Source organism: Draconibacterium sediminis (assembly GCF_000949475.1).
Classification (GTDB): Bacteria; Bacteroidota; Bacteroidia; order Bacteroidales; family Prolixibacteraceae; genus Draconibacterium; species Draconibacterium sediminis.
This window is the reverse complement of the sequence record NZ_JRHC01000006.1, coordinates 313,618-332,820: the sequence shown is the minus strand read 5'-3', so window position 1 is coordinate 332,820 and position 19,203 is coordinate 313,618. Positions and strand designations below refer to the sequence as shown.

General features: G+C 41.3%; 17 protein-coding genes. 10 read left to right on the top strand and 7 right to left on the bottom strand.

Annotated features, from left to right (window positions below):
• Positions 1 to 139: 139 nt before the first annotated feature.
• Both LH29_RS20365 and LH29_RS20360 read left to right on the top strand, forming a co-directional pair.
• A complete protein-coding gene (locus LH29_RS20365) occupies positions 140 to 2,158 on the top strand; it encodes a thioredoxin domain-containing protein (RefSeq protein ID WP_045033131.1) in 2,019 nt (672 codons plus the stop codon).
• On the top strand, positions 2,155 to 3,195 hold the full coding sequence (locus LH29_RS20360) for an NAD(P)/FAD-dependent oxidoreductase (protein WP_045033130.1): 1,041 nt from the start codon (positions 2,155 to 2,157) through the stop codon (positions 3,193 to 3,195). Before LH29_RS20365 ends, LH29_RS20360 begins: the two co-directional genes overlap by 4 nt.
• Positions 3,196 to 3,267: 72 nt before the next feature.
• Here LH29_RS20360 and LH29_RS20355 read toward each other — a convergent pair whose 3' ends face one another.
• The gene (locus LH29_RS20355) at positions 3,268 to 4,440 is read right to left on the bottom strand and encodes an aminopeptidase (RefSeq protein ID WP_198152529.1); all 1,173 of its coding nucleotides are present in this window, start codon (positions 4,438 to 4,440) and stop codon (positions 3,268 to 3,270) included.
• A 398-nt stretch (positions 4,441 to 4,838) separates the two neighbouring features.
• On the opposite strand from LH29_RS20355, the gene LH29_RS20350 reads away from it, so the two are divergent.
• Positions 4,839 to 5,705: a DUF3078 domain-containing protein gene (locus tag LH29_RS20350; RefSeq protein ID WP_045033128.1), complete on the top strand. Its 867-nt coding sequence runs from the start codon at positions 4,839 to 4,841 to the stop codon at positions 5,703 to 5,705.
• Positions 5,706 to 6,061: 356 nt separating this feature from the next.
• Here LH29_RS20350 and LH29_RS20345 read toward each other — a convergent pair whose 3' ends face one another.
• Positions 6,062 to 6,985, bottom strand: a complete 924-nt coding sequence (locus LH29_RS20345; RefSeq protein ID WP_232302871.1) for an EamA family transporter — start codon at positions 6,983 to 6,985, stop codon at positions 6,062 to 6,064.
• Between the two features lie 135 nt (positions 6,986 to 7,120).
• Here LH29_RS20345 and LH29_RS20340 point away from each other — a divergent pair, with 135 nt between their 5' ends.
• The 4 genes from LH29_RS20340 (at position 7,121) to LH29_RS20325 (ending at position 9,159) form a co-directional block, all read left to right on the top strand.
• Positions 7,121 to 7,348, top strand: coding sequence for a DUF6132 family protein (locus tag LH29_RS20340; RefSeq protein ID WP_045033126.1), 228 nt, complete (start codon positions 7,121 to 7,123; stop codon positions 7,346 to 7,348).
• Positions 7,338 to 7,637 (top strand): thioredoxin, encoded by a 300-nt coding sequence (gene trxA, locus LH29_RS20335; RefSeq protein ID WP_045033125.1) that lies wholly within the window; start codon positions 7,338 to 7,340, stop codon positions 7,635 to 7,637. The genes LH29_RS20340 and trxA overlap by 11 nt, the downstream gene beginning before the upstream one ends.
• Before the next feature lie 95 nt (positions 7,638 to 7,732).
• On the top strand, positions 7,733 to 8,386 hold the full coding sequence (locus LH29_RS20330) for a class I SAM-dependent methyltransferase (protein ID WP_198152528.1): 654 nt from the start codon (positions 7,733 to 7,735) through the stop codon (positions 8,384 to 8,386).
• Between the two features lie 413 nt (positions 8,387 to 8,799).
• Positions 8,800 to 9,159 (top strand): arsenate reductase family protein, encoded by a 360-nt coding sequence (locus LH29_RS20325; protein WP_045033123.1) that lies wholly within the window; start codon positions 8,800 to 8,802, stop codon positions 9,157 to 9,159.
• Positions 9,160 to 9,576: 417 nt separating this feature from the next.
• Here the strand turns inward: LH29_RS20325 and LH29_RS20320 are convergent, their stop codons facing one another.
• The 4 genes from LH29_RS20320 to LH29_RS20305 all read right to left on the bottom strand — a co-directional run bounded on the left by LH29_RS20320 (position 9,577) and on the right by LH29_RS20305 (position 14,257).
• Complete coding sequence (locus LH29_RS20320; protein WP_045033122.1) at positions 9,577 to 10,200, bottom strand: hypothetical protein; 624 nt, start codon at positions 10,198 to 10,200, stop codon at positions 9,577 to 9,579.
• A 2-nt stretch (positions 10,201 to 10,202) separates the two neighbouring features.
• Entirely contained in the window at positions 10,203 to 10,640 is a 438-nt protein-coding gene (locus LH29_RS20315) for a hypothetical protein (RefSeq protein ID WP_157493776.1), read from the bottom strand.
• A 570-nt stretch (positions 10,641 to 11,210) separates the two neighbouring features.
• Positions 11,211 to 13,532, bottom strand: coding sequence for a M1 family metallopeptidase (locus LH29_RS20310; protein WP_045033119.1), 2,322 nt, complete (start codon positions 13,530 to 13,532; stop codon positions 11,211 to 11,213).
• Between the two features lie 146 nt (positions 13,533 to 13,678).
• Entirely contained in the window at positions 13,679 to 14,257 is a 579-nt protein-coding gene (locus LH29_RS20305; protein ID WP_045033236.1) for a HupE/UreJ family protein, read from the bottom strand.
• 34 nt (positions 14,258 to 14,291) lie between these two features.
• Between LH29_RS20305 and LH29_RS20300 the strand changes: the two genes are divergently transcribed.
• From LH29_RS20300 to LH29_RS20290, 3 genes are all read left to right on the top strand, one after another.
• A complete protein-coding gene (locus LH29_RS20300) occupies positions 14,292 to 14,801 on the top strand; it encodes a DUF6702 family protein (protein WP_045033118.1) in 510 nt (169 codons plus the stop codon).
• Between the two features lie 75 nt (positions 14,802 to 14,876).
• Positions 14,877 to 15,257, top strand: a complete 381-nt coding sequence (locus LH29_RS20295; RefSeq protein WP_045033117.1) for a hypothetical protein — start codon at positions 14,877 to 14,879, stop codon at positions 15,255 to 15,257.
• Position 15,258: 1 nt separating this feature from the next.
• Positions 15,259 to 15,606 carry a translation initiation factor gene (locus LH29_RS20290; protein ID WP_045033115.1) on the top strand — a complete coding sequence of 116 codons (348 nt, stop codon included), beginning with the start codon at positions 15,259 to 15,261 and terminating at the stop codon, positions 15,604 to 15,606.
• Between the two features lie 256 nt (positions 15,607 to 15,862).
• Here the strand turns inward: LH29_RS20290 and LH29_RS20285 are convergent, their stop codons facing one another.
• Positions 15,863 to 19,093 (bottom strand): S41 family peptidase, encoded by a 3,231-nt coding sequence (locus tag LH29_RS20285; RefSeq protein WP_045033114.1) that lies wholly within the window; start codon positions 19,091 to 19,093, stop codon positions 15,863 to 15,865.
• Between the last annotated feature and the right edge of the window lie 110 nt (positions 19,094 to 19,203).

Sequence of the window (19,203 nt, the reverse complement as noted above, 5' to 3'; positions counted from 1 at the left end):
CAAAATGACCTTTGTCATGGGCAGGTGGTCAAATAACACAGCGCCCGAAACCAATTTCCTGTTTTGTTGTTCTTCTGAATACAATGGTTTCAGAACAGAATCAGGCTGAAAACAGCTGGTTAAAAACAATTATTTTGATATGCCACATACCAATGCGCTCATAAATGCCACTTCGCCATATCTTTTGCAACATGCTCATAACCCTGTAAACTGGGAGGTCTGGAGCGAAGAACTCATTACTCAGGCAAAAGCCGAAAACAAACTTATTTTGGTTAGCATTGGCTATGCTGCCTGCCACTGGTGCCACGTAATGGAACACGAAAGTTTTGAGGATGAAAAAGTGGCTGCAGTTATGAATGAAAATTTCGTTTGTATTAAAGTGGACCGGGAAGAGCGCCCCGATGTGGATCATTATTATATGAGTGCCGTTCAGTTGATGGGGCAACAAGGCGGCTGGCCTTTAAATGTAATTGCTTTGCCCGATGGACGGCCAATCTGGGGCGGAACCTATTTTCCAAAAGAAACATGGGTGGAGAACCTGAAGACCATCGCGGCATTTTACAGGGGAAAACAAGATAAGGCGGAAGAGTTCGCTACCCGTTTGCAGCAGGGAATTCATCAGGTTTCGTTAATGCCCGAGGTGGAGACAGAGGTAGCCTATAGCAACGAATTGTTGCAAAACGGTGTTGATGGTTGGAAAAAACACTTCGATTACGAAGAAGGCGGAAGAGCTGGTGCTCCGAAATTCCCGATGCCGGTAAATCTCGACTTTTTGCTCTACTACGGTTTTATGAATTCAGATGAAGCCGTGCTCGATTTTGTAGAAACCACATTACTGAAAATGGCCCGCGGAGGGATTTACGATCAGGTAGGCGGTGGTTTTGCACGTTACGCGGTGGATGAAATTTGGAAAGTACCGCATTTCGAGAAAATGTTGTACGATAACGGGCAGCTCATCAGTGTTTATTCAAAAGCATATCAGCATTTTAAAAATGAGGAGTTTAAAACCGTCGTTTACGAAACCATTGCGTTTGTAGAGCGGGAACTGATGGACGAAAGCGGTGCTTTTTATTCGTCGCTGGATGCCGACAGCGAAGGCGAAGAAGGAAAGTTTTATGTGTGGAAAAAAGAGGAGCTTCAGGAAATTATGGGCGATGAATTCCCATTGGTTGAAGAATATTATAACATAAATGGAAAAGGATTTTGGGAGCATAACAATTACATTCTCCTTCGCGATATTTCAAATGAAGAATTTGCCGAAAACCATGATCTGAGTTTACACGAACTACAGGTAAAAGTTGGCAAATGGAAATATGCTTTGTTAAAAGCGCGAAGCAAACGTGTACGTCCCGGATTGGATGATAAAACGCTAACATCGTGGAATGCGCTTATGCTTAAAGGGCTGGCTGATGCTTACAAGGCTTTTGGTAACGATGACTTTTTGAGACTGGCATTAAAAAATGCTGATTTCATTCAAAATAACCTGATAACGGAAGATGGTCGGCTGTACCACAGCTGGAAAAAGGGCAATGCTTCCATCGATGGATTTTTGGAAGATTATGCTTTGTTGATGGAGGCCTATTTGGCATTGTATGAGCTTACTGGTGATGAAAAGTGGTTGGTTTTGACTGATAAATTGCTGGAGTATGTTTTTACCCGTTTTTACGATGCAGAAAAGCAACTATTCTATTTCAACCGATATAATGCCGATGCGGTAATTACCAACCATTTTCAGAAAGAGGATAATGTTATTCCGGCGGCTAATTCGGTAATGGCAAACATCCTGCACCGATTTTATTTAGTACATGGAAAACCCGAATATCTGGAAATTGCAAAGAAAATGTTGCTATACATTACGCCACATTTTGCCAGTTACCCTATGGCATATGCCAATTGGGGAACTCTGGCGTTAAAACTTTCAGCACCTTATTTTGAAGTCGCCGTTTGTGGTATCAATTCCCGCCTACAGCTTAAGAAATTGCAAAAAGGATTTCATCCGCATGTGCTTTGGGCATTCACCGAGAAGGAGAGCGATGTGCCACTGTTGAAAGATCGTTTTAACCACACTACAGACTTGATTTATGTATGTAAAAACGGTTCGTGCGAATTGCCGGTTGAAGAAGTAGAAGAGGCTGCCAAAAAGATTCGGATACAATGAAACGAAAAGAGGTATTGATTGTGGGGCAGGGTTTGGCAGGTACCTTGCTGGCTTTTGAGTTGCATGTTGCCGGAGTGGATGTTTGTATTGTTAACAACCCGCAGAAAAGCACTGCAACACGCGTGGCGGCTGGTATGGTAAATCCGCTGGTGTTTAAGCGTATGACTAAAAGCTGGATGGTAGATGAATTGCTACCGGTAATGAAAAAACGTTATCGCGATCTGGAAGAATTGCTGGGCGAACGATTTTATTTTGATCTGCCGATGATAAAACCACTGTCGGAGCAGGAAACAGAGCTTTGGCAGGAACGAAAAGCCGACGAAAAGTTTACACCGTTTATTGAGAATATTTGTGAAACCAGCCCGGTTGATCAGGTTTTAAAATCACATGCCTATGGAATTGTAAACGGATCGGGCTATTTAAAAACCGGTCTTTTTCTGGACGCTGCCAAGCGCTTCTTTCAGGAAAATGAACTATTGATTGAGACCGATTATCCGACAAACCAAAGTAGTTTCGAAAATCACATTTTCCAGGATATTCAGTTTGATAAAATAGTGTTTTGCGAGGGACATTACCTGAAAACACATCCGCTGTTTGATTTTGTGCGTTTACAGCCGGCAAAAGGGGAGGTGCTGCAGATTTATGCACCCGGTCTTTCGGAAAACTACATCATTAACCGCCGTGTATTTGTGCTGCCAATTGGCGATCATCGTTTTAAAGTTGGCTCAACTTACGAGTGGAAAGACCTTACAGATCATCCAACAGAAGAGGGCAAAAACTCCATTGTTGATCGTTTAAAAGAGCTTATTCATGTTGATTTTACGATTGAACAGCATTGGGCAGGCGTGCGGCCAACAGTTATCGACCGGCGGCCTGTTATTGGAAAACATCCTGAGTTTGATCACATTTATTTATTTAACGGTCTTGGAACAAAAGGAGTGATGCTGGCGCCCTATTTTGCCAAGGAGATGAAGAAGCTTTTAGTTGATAATCAGTATCAAATTCATCAAGAAGTCAATAGCGATCGCTTTTTATAGATTGGGAAAAGCTGCAAAAATAAATACCCACCTTGATGGCGGGTATTTATGGATTTATTTGAAAGAAGGCTGTTAATCTATAAGTTTTCCTTCATTGATAATGGCTGTATTATCAACGGTTACTTTGCTTCCGGTCAAGTGGAATTGAATTCCTGCATTTGAATCATTATCTCCGTTTGCCCAAAAATTATTGCCTATTCCTAAAGTTATAGTGCCGGCAGGAACATAAGAGTAAAGTTTGCTGCCTTTCGGGACGGTTATTTTAGGATTGATCCCAAAATCTACCAGTGAAAATTCAGCTAACTTTTCGTCCTGTGCATCATAGTATTCCTTTAATACTGCAATATCAGATTTAGCGCTCATTGAAGTTAGTTCCCCATCTTTAAAAACTAATTTTAGTCCTTCAATAGTTTGACCTCTAAACCTAAAATGATCCAAAACGAGCGTTCCGTTGGCAGTGCCTGAAACAGGAGCAAAAAATACTTCGCCAGCCGGCAGATAAACAGATCTGCTCGCACTTCCTGATTTATCAGCTGGTACTTTGCCATCGCTGATAAAAGGTTTACAATCTGTAATTTTTACACTGATATTAGTGCCGTTATCGTGAGTTATATTCAGTGTGTTTCCGGAAGTCAGTTTTTTTGAAAGCTTTTCTCCAATTGTGGTCAACTGATTATAATCAATATTAATACCATCCCAAAACATTTTTGCCAACTGGTCTACCGGCACTTCAAATTGATCAGCCAGGTTTTTGGTAGGATATAGACCGTTCCCAAGTTGCACAGACTTGATATAGCTTTCACGATAAATGTCTTGCACCGGTTTTTGTGCTTTATTTCTTGTTGCAAAACGTTCCGGGGGGATGTCGGCAAGCAATCCCGGTGTATCGCTTGAAGTAACATTTATTTGAGTCGTTATCATTTTTACAATTTCCATACCCAGTTTCGGGTACTGTGTGTCATATTTCGCCGGAACCTCTGTAAACATTTTTCGGGTTAAACGGTCGCTACTAACAGTAAGCAGGGGGAATGCTCCATTTTTACGAACATTGACAGCTATGTTTTCAAGCAATTCAATATCCCGGGCATTTCCATTGATGAATACGATTTCATCAGTCTGGATGTTGGCACATTGATTTACAATGTTTTTGGCCAGCGCTTCAAGGTCTGTTCCTGCATTTTCGGGTGATAGTTGTGCATGAACAAAGAACGGTAAAAAGAAAAAGATGATGATAATTTTTTTCATTTTCATGAGATTTTTGTGGTTAAATACTGTTTCGAAAAAGCCTGAGGATAACTAATGGCAAGTACTCAAAACCTATCTTTTTAATAGAGCTGAGTGTTGGGAAGCAGGGAAGAATTACTATTTGGTCGCTTAAGTTTTCCCTGATGATAAGCTGTCATGCCAAATAGTGCGGGGATGGTTTTACAACCGTTTTAGTTCAACCGATCAGATTAAAGAAAGAAGTTACGAAAATTGAAGGAATTTGTCAAGGTAATTGTAAGTATGCTTAATTCAGTGAAATAGCATTGTTGATTACTAGACAGGTGTTGAATGATTCTTATGTTTACAAACTTTTTTATTCAACCTTTGTTCTATTTTCCTTAACTTGAGTTTTTAAAAATTACCAAACAAATATTGAAATGAAAAAAGTACTGATTCTATTATTTTTACTACCTGCATTTGCGTTTGCACAAGACGAACCAAAAGATACCCTTTGGACAACAAGTGGTAGTACAACACTAAATTTTTCGCAGGTTTCATTAAACAACTGGGCGGCCGGTGGAAAAAGTTCCATGTCGGGAGTTGTGATGGTGAATTACGCGGCCAATTACAAAAAAGACAAGCTGAACTGGGATAATACCTTCGATTTTCGTTATGGTTTTTTAAAGGAAGAGGACCAGAAATTGAGGAAATCTGATGATATGATCGATATGAGTTCGAAACTGGGTATTGAGGCCAGCAAAAACTGGTATTATTCGGCTTTGCTGAATTTTAAATCGCAGTTCGCGGCAGGTTATGATTACCCTGATACCGACAATGCCATTTCCAAATTTATGGCACCGGGTTACCTGAGTATTGGTTTGGGTATGGATTACAAAACCGATGGTTTTTCGTTGATGATGGCTCCCGTGTCGGGAAAATTCACTTTTGTTACTGACGATGATTTGTCGGATGAAGGTGCATTTGGTGTTGAAGAAGGAAAAACAATGCGTGCCGAGCTTGGAGCAACGGTAAAAGCGCAGTTAAAGAAAGATATTTGGGAAAACGTTACCCTCGATACTAAGATTGATCTTTTCTCGAATTATCTGGATCAGCCCAAAAATATTGATGTCGACTGGACATTCAAGATCATTATGAAGGTGAACGATTACCTGTCGGCGAACCTGATTACGCAGCTTATTTACGATAATGATGTTAAAATTCAGGGCGACGACGAAACCCTGCCTCCTTCGCCGGCTTTACAGTTTATGGAATCGTTTGGAGTAGGACTGACGTTTAAATTCTAATAAAATACAAAATAATGGAAGAAGCTTTCTGCGGTTGCGGGAAGCTTTTTTTGTTTTTAGCTACGAGCGACTAGCCACTAGCCACTAGCTGCGAGTTACAAAACCGGAGAGCTTAGCTGAGAAAATAGATTGTTGTATTCATCCAATTTGACAATCGTATTCAATCTTCTTCAATCTTATATCAATCTTATATCAATCCCCATCAATCTTTTTTACCACAAAGCTTCACCAAGCAGGCACAAAGTTTCACAAAGAGGAAGGAGTTCAAGGGGATTTACAATTTTACAATTTATCAGTTTTTCAATCTTCTTCAATCTTATATCAATCTCCATCAATCTTCTTGCTAGTGGCTAATCTCACAACACCGTTCCCAAAGTAATCAACAAAATACCCGTCAGAATCCCCACCAGGTAAGCGCCTTTCTTTTTCAGGTTTTGTTCTTTAAACAGCACACCGCCAACTACAAAAGCTACCAAAACACTTCCACGGCGCAATGCTGAAATTACCGAGATCAAAGCATCTTCGTTGCTGAGGGCATAAAAATAAAGGTAGTCGGCAATAACCAAAAACAGCCCGATCAGCGGGATGGTCCAGCGCCATTCGAAGTGGATATTTTTACGTTTTCTAACTTTTTCGTTCAGTAAAACAAAAGGCAGCAGAATTACGACTTGGTACACCGAAAACCAGGCCTGAACAGCTACGCGGTCAATTCGGCGTAAAATGAATTTATCGTACAGGCCACTGCAGGCGCCAAGCAGGGTGGCTGCCACAATAAAATAAATCCATTTGTTGCGTTTGAAGTGGATGCCTTCAGCTTTCCCGGCGGTGGAGAAAAGGTAGAAAAATACCAGGGTAATGGCAATTCCAATCCACTGGTAAATATTCAGGCGTTCGTGAAATATAATGAGCGCGCCGATAAGTGTCCAAAGCGGACCGGTTGCCCTAATGGGAGCTACAATGGTTATGGGCAGGTGTTTTAAGGCAAAAAAAGCAAGCACCCAACTCGACACCACAATGGCCGATTTTAGCAACACCTGAAGATGTTCGCCAGCGGTAAGTTGTGGCACATACAAACCGGTGTTGGCCAAAAGTTCGGGCGATTTAAACGAGATAACAATAAAAGGGGTAAACAGCAAAGTGCTGGCAACGGTTGAAAAAAACAAGACGGGCATTACCGCGTTACTGTTAAGCGATTGCTTTTTAAAAATGTCGTAAATGCCCAGAAACAAGGCCGAAGCCAATCCAAATAGTGCCCACATAATGTTTTCTAAAGCCAGCAAAAGTAGCCGTTTTCGTTGAGCTCTATATTTCCTAAAAGTTATGATTTCGGGGAAATCTATTTGCAATCATTTTTTTCAATGGTTATTTAAAAACTAAATGTGTTTGTTGCTGTTTCAAAGTTAGAAGGATAAAAGATGAAGTTTATAAAACAAAAGCAGTTGGCCCTTATATTATTGGTAGTTGGTGCCGTTGGAGGTTTTCTTTACTGGAAATATGTGGGATGTTTAAGCGGTACCTGCCCCATAAAATCGGTGTGGTACTGGAGTACCTTGTGGGGAGCTGCGGTTGGTTACCTTGTGGGCGATGCCATAAACGATTTTATGGTGAAGCGCAAAAAAAGAGCAGAACAGAATGATAGCTAAATTCAAAAATATTATCAATTGCAAACGTCCGGTTTTGGTCGACTTTTATGCCGATTGGTGTGGGCCGTGCAAACAAATGCCGGCCATTCTGAAGCAGGTAAAAGCTGAGCTGAAAGAAAATGTCAAGATCATAAAAGTAGATGTTGACCGCAACCCGAATATTGCCTCGAAATACCAGATACGAAGCATTCCGACGCTGATGCTGTTTAAAGACGGTGAGCTGAAGTGGAGTGGCATGGGCGTACGTTCTGCCGACGAAGTAAAAAGTATTGTTGAGCAATATTTGTAAATTTGCACATGCACGATTCACAAAATATATTCTACACCTCCATATCAAAGTATTATTCCGAGATTTTTCCGTTTAATCCCATGCAACTGACGTTTGTGAAAAACAAACTCGGTGAGTTGCCCGGAAAGCATATTCTGGATATTGGCTGTGCTACCGGCGAGTTGGCCTTTCAGCTGGCTGAAGGTGGGGCAGAGCTTATTGGAATTGATCTGAACGAAGACCTACTGCAACAAGCCATTGACAACAAAAAACACGAAAAGCTGACTTTTCAGCAGGGAAATATGCTGGAACTGACGCAGGATTTTATAGCGCAGCAGTTTGATGCCGTATTGTGTTTTGGAAATACCCTGGTGCACCTCAACTCCGAAGCACTTGTTTTGCAAATGCTGGAAGGTGCCAAAACTAGTTTAAAACCCGGAGGACAATTACTCATTCAGTTACTGAACTACGACTACATTTGCAGTGAACCGGTTGAAGCACTACCGGTAATCGACACGGAGAATATTAAGTTTATTCGTCGTTATAATTTTACTGAAAACTCAGAGCTTATAGGTTTTCAAACCGACCTTGAAATTAAATCCATAGGCCGCATTGTGTCGAACGAAACACCTTTGCTGGCCCTAAAAAGTGAAACATTAAGAACGCTGCTGGAAAAAGCCGGTTTCCGAAACATTCAGTTTTATGCCAACTTTAAACAGGATGCTTTTGGTGGAAAACATTTGCCTTTGGTGGTGAGTTGTGAGAAGTAGGTTTCATTTTTGAGTTTACTCATTTCAGGTTGCTCCGGATAAAACATGGAGTTCAATTTTCTATAGGTACTTTTTGTCTTTATGCCAGACCAATGTCATTAAGTTAAGGCTGTAAGCCTTTGATAATACAGCCCAAGGCAACGCCTTGGGGACAAGGATTGATGTTTTTGGTCGCCCTGAAAGGGCAGCTAAATTGCCCTTTCAGGGCGCTGTTCTTGTTTGTTGCTTATTACCCAATGCAACGCATTGGGCTGAAATAAATATGACCTTCAGTAATTTTGCTGTTAACTTATTGACATTGTTAAGCCAGACGGGCACTTTCTTTTGCAATCGGTCAAAAGAAAGCAAAAATCTTTTCCTGTCTGGAAAGACAACAGCAAATAATTATCTTTCGGACACAAAAGATAACCGGAATGAAAAGAAAAGTATATTACCTGTCGACTTGTGATACCTGCAAACGAATAATGAAAGAAGTAAACGTTGACGAAAGTTTTGAGAAGCAGGATATAAAAACCGAACCAATTACCGAAGAGCAGGTTGAAAGCCTGTACGCACATACTAAAAGCTACGAAGCACTCATAAATAAACGCGCCCGGAAATTAAAAGCTGCTCTTGAAGCCAACCCGGTAAAATCTGATGCCGATTATAAAAAGCTTTTGCTAAGGGATTACACTTTTCTGAAACGCCCGGTATTTGAGATTGACGGAAAACTTTTTGTTGGTAATGCCGCAAAAACAGTGGCAGAAGTTAAAGCAGCTTTAGGAAAAGAATAGGAAACCAAGACAATCTGCTTGGGGAGCACGATTATTCCCTTGGTAAGAAAGACAATTCCCTTGGGTATAATAGATATTCCCTAGGGTACAGGAGTAATCCCATAGGGAATATCTATGATTCCTTAGGGTAAAAGGATAATTCCCTTGGGTAGAATGGTTCTACCCTGATTTTTTGAGTTGGTAAAAAGCTTCTGAAAGGCTTGATACAGGGACTTTTTTGACCTAAATAAGTTAATAGAACAATTCCGATATGCTAATATGGGAGTTTGGATTTTTGTAATGGTTATTTTTGTTGTTAACGGTTGCGGTATGAAATCGTTGGGGATTGCGGGCTACTTTCCTGTCCAGTTACACCGAACTTGATGCGTGGCTGAATGCTTAAATAACCACTTAAACCCCAATGTTTTATACCGCGTGTTAGCTGCCGTTATTTCGTTTTCTAAATACTACTATCACGACAGTTATTGTTAATAAAATCAAAAATACGACTACAAATATTAGATTCTTAGTTATCTTCTTACTCTTCTCCAATTGATAGTCATTTCTATTTATTAATGTCGCATTTCTATAATTTGGTCTACCGTTATTAACTTTCCCTGTAGGACATTTTAGTTCAATCCAATTATCGCTGATTGATATCTCATTCTTATATGAGGATGTGAAAATCATTCTTAAGACATTGTTCTCAGATAAATAAACAGGAACCTGCAATTTAAAGATTTTTAATGTCGAATCTCCAATAACCTTAACACTTTTCGAGTCTTTATTTAGCAGATTATATAAATCTGAACTTACTAAGTCCACAGCTTTTTTTGTTTCAATATTGAAATCAGATATTAGTAATTCTCGTGTCGATAGGTTTTCTAAATATAGAGTCTGAGTACAGATGTTTCCAATAGTATTTTTTTGAATAAAATAAACAGAATCGTAAGAGTCTCCTTTAAATAGACCAATTATCTTTGGAAAAAAGATTACAATCAAAGTTGCTATCAGACTTGAACCAATACCTACTATCCAGTTAGATAATTTATTTTTTGCCATAATTAATAAATGAATAGTTGAATAGTGAATGCATTAGTTAATATTGCAGTCAATCCTAAGATTAAATACATCATTGTATATGTCGGATTATTTGACAAATAAGATTTAATAGCTTGTCTTGCACCAAAAATTATAATAATTAAATACAAATAAATGTGTGCAACCGCTAAAATTAACGGCATGATTTGGTCACCACAAAGACATTCTGGCCCCATTAGAATAATAGCCAAAATATCTGCATTAATTGCCAGTAAACAAAGGTCTCGTGCTATTCTTTTCCATAAATTCGATGAAGTTACATGTAAATCAGATTCTTCAAGAAATTTATATTTTTTTGTAATTCTAGTTAAAAAACGAAGTGCAAATCTTTCTAATAGAATTAACAGCATTGAAATATACAATGCTATAATAGGATAGAACATTAAAAGTCTCTTATCCATGTTATCTAAGTACATTTCCATATTTATATGATATTATGTAGTTTCATTTCTTACTAATGGCAGCTAACGTATGTGTAAGTGTATTACACATACATCGCTTATAGCATAAGTTTTTAAATTTTGTATAAATCGTATTTTCCTGGGGCGCGCTCCACTGCTTTGAATCTTCTTCCTGTGTCGCCGGGTGAAAAGGTGGAATAAAAATAGAAATAAATACTATGTAAACCAAAACGGGAGCATGAAACTGCTTTATTGTATTTGGAGCAAGGGCAGGAAGCTATATTTGAAAGTGAAAGCAATTCTGATGAATATCCTGAATGCCGATGATTTCCGGCTCCTTTTGTAAGCTACTCTATACATAAAAAATAACTTTTGAAGGGGTAGGTAAAATGACCAATATTCAATAACGAATATCCAATGCAGAACAAGGCAAAACGTATCAAACTGCAGTTGATTTGGATATCGTTTATTCAGAATTTGCTATTGGTTTTCAGAGGACTATCACAAAAAAAGGAAGCAAACTTCCTATCGGAGTGCTTCCTTTCTGATTTATTTAAATCGCGGTTAGGATTATTTCTTTTTTGCCTTTTGCATGGGGTTTTCGCCACCTCCGGAGTATCGGCCACCGCCAAATCTCGATTTATACAGTTCGAAACGGGTTGGCTGTTTACGCTCGGGCCAGTAGTTGTTGTTCAAATCGGTATCGGCAGTTTCGCGGTAGGGGTCGAGGATGATTTGCTCCACCTCTTTGCTAAACATAAACACCTTCGATACTTCTTCGTTGTTTTTCCGCCAAATCTCGGCAGGAATATACTGAAGCTCTTCTGTTCCGTCGGTAAATTCAAATTTCAGGATCACCGGCATTACCAGTCCGCCCAAATTCTTAAAATCAATCTGGTAGAAGTTCAGGTTGGCACCCAGCAATTCTTTTTCTTCCTTGCTCAGGCTTTTTACAAACCGATCGTACTCCTCTTTATCTTCTTTGGTTACTTTGTATTCGTCGTAGGTGGTATAAAAATCGGCAGCTTCAGGGTTTTTAGCCCGGTATGTTTCATTGGCAAATGCTTTGTTGCGCATGGTGGTAATGGAAATAGCTGCCTCTTCGTCGGTGGCTTTTTTTAGTGGTTTTTCCACCTCCGGATCTTGTGTATTTGCCTGGTACCATTTTACGTTCTCCATCGAAATATCGCAGTGGTCGGTGGTAAAGAACCATCCGCGCCAGAACCAGTCCAAATCAACTCCCGAAGCATCTTCCATGGTGCGGAAGAAATCGGCAGGGGTAGGGTGTTTAAACATCCAGCGTTGTGCATATTCTTTAAACGCATAGTCGAACAGATCACGGCCCATAACGGTTTCGCGCAAAATGTTTAGTGCGGTACTCGGTTTGGCGTAAGCGTTGCTACCCAGGTTCCAAACCGACTCGGAGTTGGTCATCACCGGCGAAATAAATTTTTTGTCGCCACTCATGTAAGGAACAATGTTGGCTGCTACTCCGCGCGACGATGGGTAACCAGGTTCCCATTCCTGTTCGGTTAATAACTGTACGAATGTATTTAATCCTTCGTCCATCCAGGTCCACTGGCGTTCGTCGGAATTCACGATCATCGGGAAGAAGTTGTGTCCCACTTCGTGAATGATAACACCTATCATTCCGTATTTGGTGCGCTTGCTGTAAGTACCGTCGCTTTGGGGGCGGCCACCGTTAAAACAAATCATCGGGTATTCCATTCCAATGCGGTCGGTGTGTACCGAAATGGCTACCGGGTAAGGGTAGTCGAAAGTAAATTTCGAGTAGGTTTTTACGGTATGCGCCACCACGCGTGTTGAGTATTGCTCCCACAGCGGGTTGCCTTCTTTTGGGTAATACGACATGGCCATTACGGTGCGGTCGCCAAATTTTACGGCCATTGCATCCCAGATAAATTTACGCGAGCTGGCAAAAGCGAAGTCGCGCACATTTTCGGCTTTAAATACCCATGTTTTTTCTTTTTTTACTTTTCCTTTTTCAGCCTTTAGTGCATCTTCAGGAGATACAATAAAAACAGGATCTTCCGTATCGGCTTTTGCTTTTTCAAAACGATCGATCTGTTCCTGAGTCAATACCTCGTCGGTGTTCTGAAGAACTCCTGTAGCCCCCACCACGTGGTCGGCCGGAACGGTAAGGCTTACTTCAAAGTCGCCAAAGGGCAGGGTAAATTCGCCGGTTCCGAGGAACTGTTTGTGTTGCCAGCCTTCCACTTCGTTATAAACGGCCATACGTGGGTAAAACTGTGCAATGGTATAAATGTAGTTGTCTTCGTTTTTAAAATATTCGTAACCCGAGCGGCCACCATCAGTAAGGCGGTCGTTAATGTTGTACCACCATTTTACTTTAAAAGTGAATGACTCGCCCGGTTTTAATGTTTCGGGTAAATCAACACGCATCATGGTTTTATTAATGGTTGCCGGTAAATCGTTTCCATCGGCATCCTGCACATAATCCAGTTTAAAACCACCATCAAAATCGTACATCATGCGTTTCAACTGACCAAATGAAACACGCTGATTTAATCCTGAAGTCATTGTTTTGTAGGTGTCCGAATCCTTTGCACGCATATTCTGGTCGAGTTGCAACCATAAATATTTCAGCATATCGGGCGACTGGTTGTGGTAGGTAATGGTTTCTTCGCCATAAATTCGCTGGGTTTCATCGTCCAGCCTGATGTTCATTTTGTAATCGGCCTTTTGTTGCCAGTACTCGTGCCCCGGTGCTCCCGATGCGGTACGGTAAACATTAGGTGTTGCCAACTCTTGTTTTAACTGCCTGAACTTATTCAGGTTAATGTTTTCCTGAGCCAGCGAAACGGCACAGGCAGATACGAAAAAGGTAATAAAAAGTGCTAATTTTTTCATTATGTAATTAAATGTCTAATATCGATGCCAAAATGCTAGGCGAACAAAATTAGCAATACTTTTAAGTTATTGTAATTTCTACTATAAAAAATACAATTTGTTTACAAAAGCTTGCAATGGCTTCGGATTTGTTATAAAACGAAAGTTTAAAAAACGGCCGGTGCTTTCTCTATCATTAAAATAATAGAAATACCAAAGGCCATACCGGATACAAAAATGCGCCAGAAATCGCTTTTCGACCGAAACAATTGTACGGTGATAAACATCAGCGCAAAATAGATGGCAAGTATCAGCAGTTGCCCTAATTCGAGTCCGATGTTAAAGGCCAGCAAGGGTGTTAAGATATTCGACTCGCGCCCCAACAGTTGTTTCAGGTAGTTTGAAAATCCCAGTCCGTGTATCAGACCAAAAAATAAAGTTAATACATATACCACCCGGTTATTTTTGGCTTTAAACGGAATAATATTGGCAATGGCCGTAACACAAATGGTGGCCGGTATCAGGAATTCAATTATATCGGACGAAACATTAACGACGTTTAATGTGGATAGGGCCAGCGTAATCGAGTGGCCAATGGTGAAAGCCGTAATCAGTATAAATATCTTTTTAAACTGGCTTAAATTGTAACCGGCACATAAGGCCAAAACAAAAACAATGTGGTCGTAACCATGAATGTCAATAATGTGTTTGAACCCCAATTTGAGGTACATCTCGAATAAACTCATAAAATTTTTACTTTTGCCCAATAATTTGAAGGGCATGAAAATAAGTAAAAAAATAATTCTACCGGTTTTGTTTCTTTTTTTAGGGGTGTTTTTCTCCAATGCACATCCTTTTTATGTGAGTATTTGCCAGATAGATTTTAATGAGCAAAACCAATCACTCGAAATTTCGGTAAAGATCTTTGTCGACGATCTGATCGAAGGATTGTCGGAAGAAGGACACAATAAACTTTACATTGGCGAAACGCGGGAAGACGCGCATACCGACGAATATATTTATGATTATTTAAAAAAGAGTATCCGGCTGAAGGTAAACGACAAGGATGTTGAAGCAGCATTTGTTGGCAAGGAGCTGGAGACAGACGTAGTTTGGACCTACATGGAGATCGGTAATATTACCGACCTTAAGAATATAGAGGTAGACTGTAATTTGCTAACCGATGTTTTTCGCGACCAGAGCAACATTGTACAGGTGAATAAAAACGGGGAAATAAAAAACCTGCTACTGAGTAAACGAGATACAAACGGCCGGTTAAAGTTTGATTAAAAACTGAACCAACTTATTGTTAGGGTGAATATTTACGCAGATAATATTATCTTACAACCCGAATAACAGAGTAATATGAATCCATTAGCCATTATTGGTGCATTTGTAATAACCCTGTCGTTTCTGGCCTACGGCGTTGGAAGCATTTCGTTGGTGCGATTCAGAATTGTTGGACGAATTGTAGTTACCTTTTTGTCGATAGGCGTAGTACTGGATATTGTTGCAATAACTTTAATGGTTTTGGGCTCAAAGGGATCTCCCTTTACCTTGCACGGTTTTCTTGGTGCAACAGCGTTTTTAGTCATGTTGGTGGAGGCAATATGGTGTTGGAAAATGTATATCGCCGAAGGTCGCGACTGCAAGGCACATAAAACTCATATTATTTATACGAAAGCCGCTTATTTATTCTGGGTAGTGGCTTATTTTACAGGAAGTTTAATAGTAATTTGGAGGTAACATGTCGAATAATGACTGGAAAGAACGATTAGGAGTGGTATTTTCAACCAATCCTGATTTTAACTATAATAAGGACGAACAGGAAGAGCAGAACACTTTGCCTGCCAGGCAGCAGGATTTACGGGTAATGCTGGATCGTAAAAAACGAAAAGGAAAAGCTGTAACACTGGTAACCGGATTTGTTGGATCTGACGATGACCTGAAAGAGTTGGGTAAAAAACTCAAGTCGAAATGTGGGGTAGGCGGCACCGTTAAAGATGGTGAGATCCTTATTCAGGGCGACTTTTGCGAGCGTATTGTTGAACTGCTTAAAGCTGATGGTTATAAGGTAAAACGATCAGGCGGTTAACTCTGATTACTATCGAGAATCCGGAATTTACTTCCGGAAACGCTACCCTCACTCTTATCTCTCTTCCTTGAAGGGAAAGACGATCAGCCTCCACAAGTAAATACGATTTAAATAAATTGATGCATTTGATGTGAACATCCACTGTCCAACCGTCCTTCCTTGCTTGCAGGAAAGGATAAGAGGAAGGGTATTTTAGATGAAGAAAAAAGCCCCGTTCCTTCTAGAAATGGAGGAACGGGGCTTTTTTATGCCGTCTTTAGTTGGCTTTAAAACCATCCGGGCGTTTCCAGCGAACAGGTGCAGCCGGTTCCGGTTTTAGCTGAAATTCATTTCCTTTTAACTTCTCGAGGGCAACTTCCACTGCTTTCTCCAATTGCGGATCGCGACCCTGCAAAATAAGTTTTGGTTCCTGAATGACTTCAATGTCCGGAGCAACTCCTTCTCCTTCAACTGCCCATTCGCCATCAACATCAAAGAAACCGCCACGAGGCGCAACAATACGTCCGCCGTCAATCAGTGGTGGCGTATCCCAGGTGCCAACCAGTCCTCCCCAGGTTCTTGTGCCAATTAACGGACCAAGATCCTTTTCTTTAAACATGTAGGGTAACAGGTCGCCACCCGAGCCAGCACGTTCGTTAATGATCATTACTTTCGGTCCCCAAATGCCGGCCATTGGTGTTGTCCACGGACGGTTATCATTGGCCTTGCTGTTGAAATAACCAAGCAAAGTGCGGCTCATTACATCAATCATATAATCGGCTGCCGAGCCACCGCCATTGTTCCGCTCATCAAGCACAACTCCCTTTTTATCCTGTTGCGCAAAGTAATAGCGGTTAAACGATGCAAAACCACCGCCTCCGGTATTTGGCAGGTAAACGTAAGCCAGCTTTCCGCCGGATAATTCATTCACTTTCCGTCGGTTATCTTCAATCCAGGCGATGGAGCGCAAATTGCGTTCGTTTGAAACCGGTTCAACTGTGATTTCCTTTGCATCGTCAATCGAAGTTGTTGAGCCCACTTTAATTAGCGTTTGGCGCCCCGATGTTTGCTCAAAAAGACTGTAAGGATTCGTTGGTGCTTTAATTTCCTTGCCATTTATGGCAAGAAGGTAATCTCCTTCTTTTACGTCAAGACCGGGTGCAGCCAGCGGTGCTTTGATATCGGGGTTCCAGCTTTCGCCATTGTATATTTTGGTAATTTTATAGTAGCCGTTTTCTTCCACCAAATCGCAGCCGAGTAAACCAATTGGTACCCTGTCGATGTCGGGCATATCGCCACCGGCTACATATGAATGGCCTATAGCTACTTCGCCGCTGATCATGTCGATAATGTAATTCATATCAGTACGGTGGCGGGCATGTTTTACCATTGGCGAATACCAGTCGTAAATTTTATCCCAGGGCGCACCATGTACATTGTCAACATAAAGGAAATCGCGCATAAAACGCCAGGAGTCATCAAACATTTGCCGGTATTCTTCCGACGGAACAATCTTGATCTTCATGTCGGTTTTCAGATTTCCGTCGCCATTTGATGGTTTGCTTCCGGTTCCGGAAATTGCCCAGGAGCTGCCTTTACGGTAAAGAACGTTCTTTCGGTCGGCCGACGTTACCATGTTCCGTACACCTGTCAAAAATTCTTCGGCTTTATTGTCTTTTGCTTCGTATTTATGAATGGTTAATCCGCTTTGATTCGGTACCGATTCAGCAACAAACACTGTTTTTTCAGGTCCTTGCACCAGACCCATGTAGTTTCGGTTGGGCATATTCAGTGCAACAATTCGTTCCGAGATACCATCCACGTCAATGGTAACTTTTATCTCATCCTCCTTTTCCTCGTCATCTTCCTCTTTTTCTACCTCTTCGTCGTCGCTGGTTGGAAGAATAGGCGAGGCTTCATCTTTCGATAAAACAATACAATACAGACTTCTTGTTACATCCGGATCATATGAACTCATATCGAGCCAGCCGGTTGCCAAACCATAATTGGTACTGGCCAGAATGTACATGTATTTGCCACTTGCATCCCACGCTGGTGTTAACACATCGGCCATTCCATCGGTTAGCTGAAGCGTTTCCTTTGTGTCGATATTATACACGAAAACGGCTTTAAAACTACTGTTCAGCTGACGTGCATAGGCAATCCACTTACTGTCGGGCGACCAAACGGGTTGCATTTCACGGTTTGGATGCGCAAAAATATCCGTGCCTACTTTTGTTACCACGCCCGATTCCAGTTCGATTACCCAAATATTGTAATCGGTATCGGTGTAGGTTATTCGTTTCCCATCCGGCGACCATTCGGGGCGGAAATAGAAGGTTGGATTTTCAAGCGTATAAGTCTTTTGATTCTGACCAAACTGATCGGCAACAACCAGTTTGTATTCATCACCGGCATCGTTAAACCAGGCAATCTGATCACCTTCCGGCGACCAAACGGGGTAGCGGTCGGCCACTCCCGATGTGTTGGTAATATTTCTCCAGGTACCTTTTTCTTTTGGCACGGTAAAAATTTCACCCCGATACTCAAATACGGCGCGTTTGCCGTTTGGCGAAATGTTTGGATTAGTAAGATTGCCGGCAGAAAACGATTCCCAGCGTTCGCGTGCAAAATTCATATCGCCTTTTACGTTGATTGCAAGTTGTTTGTCATCACCGGTTTCGGGATTCAGCAAATGCAGGTAGCCGCCACATTCGTACACCACTGCATCGCGGCAGGCATCAAGGCTTTTAACATCAAACTGCGCCTGCCTGGTGAGTTGTTGCTCTTCTTTGGTTTTTGGATCGAACGACCAGATATTGCTGGCATAATCGCGCTCCGACAAGTAGAGAACTTTGTTTTTAAACCACACAGGATCGAGGTGACGCTCTTTGGTAGGTTGCGGAGTGCGAATGAGTTCCTTGGTTTTCATGTTAACAATCCAAACCGGCATTGCCTGTCCGCCGCGATAGTTGCGCCATTCAGGATCCCAAAAAGTAATAGGGATGTAGGCGATCTGTTTTCCATCAGCAGAAAGTTCGCCAAATGCAGCGCGCGGAATATCCAATGCTTTTGGCAATCCGCCTTCCGTTGATACGGTAAAAAACTTGCTTGTTTGTGTAGGGCGTGCTTCTCTTCCCGAACGAAACATTACTTTGCCGTCGGGTGTCCATCCCTGAACGACATCAGCATCAGGATGCCAGGTTAATCGTTTGGGCGATCCTCCTTCGGCAGGAATTACGTACACGTCGGTATTGCCATCGTACTGTGCCGAAAAAGCGATCCATTTTTCATCGTTCGAAAAGTGTGGATTCGATTCCTGCCCTTCGTTTGTGGTTAAGCGAATGGCGTCGCCACCGTTTCGGTCAACCTTCCAGAGGTCGTTGGCATAAACAAAAACAATACTTTCAGCAGAAATAGTTGGCTGACGCAGCAATCGTGTTCCCTGCGCATTGGCAAAGGCTGAAACAACGAAGGTCAGCAAAATAAAGGATGTGAAAAATTTCATAGAACTGGTATTTGTATGTTAAAATGATTCATTTGTTATGATGTGAAAGTCATTTGATGTACATATTGTTTAATGACCTATGGTATTGGTAGGTTCATCCAACAATTGAT